General features: G+C 66.9%; 1 pseudogene. It reads right to left on the bottom strand.

Annotation, left to right across the window (positions count from 1 at the left end):
- Positions 1–16 precede the first annotated feature (16 nt).
- A pseudogene (locus IBL25_RS26390) lies at positions 17–759 on the bottom strand (IS5 family transposase).
- Positions 760–839 lie beyond the last annotated feature (80 nt).

Raw genomic sequence — 839 nt, 5'->3', positions numbered from 1 at the left:
TAGGCTCCAGACTCGATCAGGTCCATCCGAGTGGGATGGCGGCTATGGCGACGGCTGAGGCAAAGTTGGCGGCGAGTTTGTCGTAGCGGGTGTGGATACGACGCCAGTCCTTCAGGCGCCCGATGGTTCGCTCGATGATGTTGCACGCTCGATAAGCGCGGCGGTCGAAAGGCTGCGGGTTCTTGCGGGTGGGGTTGTTCGGGATCACCGGTATGGTGCCGCGCCCGAGCAGGAAATGGCGCAAGCCGTTGCTGTCGTAGGCCGCATCGGCGGCGCAGAACGCCGGTGGCGGCAGGTTGGCCAGCAGGCCATGGGCAGGCCGCCCATCTGCCCGGGCGTGACGGCGAAGGCAAGAATACGGCCGTTGCCGTCCACGACCAGTGGATCTTGGTGCCGCGCCCGCCGCGCGAGCGGCCTATGGCCTGACGGTCAGCCCCCTTTTCCGCCCGCCGCCGAGCGATGCGCCTTGGCCGTCGTGCTGTCGATCAGCTGTAGCCCGCCCGGTGTCGCCTCGACCAAGGCAGCCAGCATGCCCGCCCAGATGCCACGCCCCGCCCAGCGGTGATACCGGTTGTAGATCGTCGTCGATGGGCCGTAGCAGGCCGGGCAGTCCTGCCAGCGCCCACCGTTCCTGAGCATGTGCACGATGCCGCTGATCACCCGGCGATCGTCCACCCGCCGCGCACCGGGCTGGTTGGTCGGCAAGAGCGGCGCAATCGCTGCCCATTGCCGGTTCGACAGCCAGAACTCACCCGCCATGACCCAAGCTCCGCTACCATAGAGCTTGAATCACAGTCCGCCGCGTCGCGCCTAGATCTGATTGGGTTTGGAGCCTAGAG

This window comes from Pseudoroseomonas ludipueritiae (assembly GCF_014490445.1).
Taxonomy (GTDB): Bacteria; Pseudomonadota; Alphaproteobacteria; order Acetobacterales; family Acetobacteraceae; genus Pseudoroseomonas; species Pseudoroseomonas ludipueritiae.
This window is presented reverse-complemented; position numbering and strand designations above follow the sequence as displayed.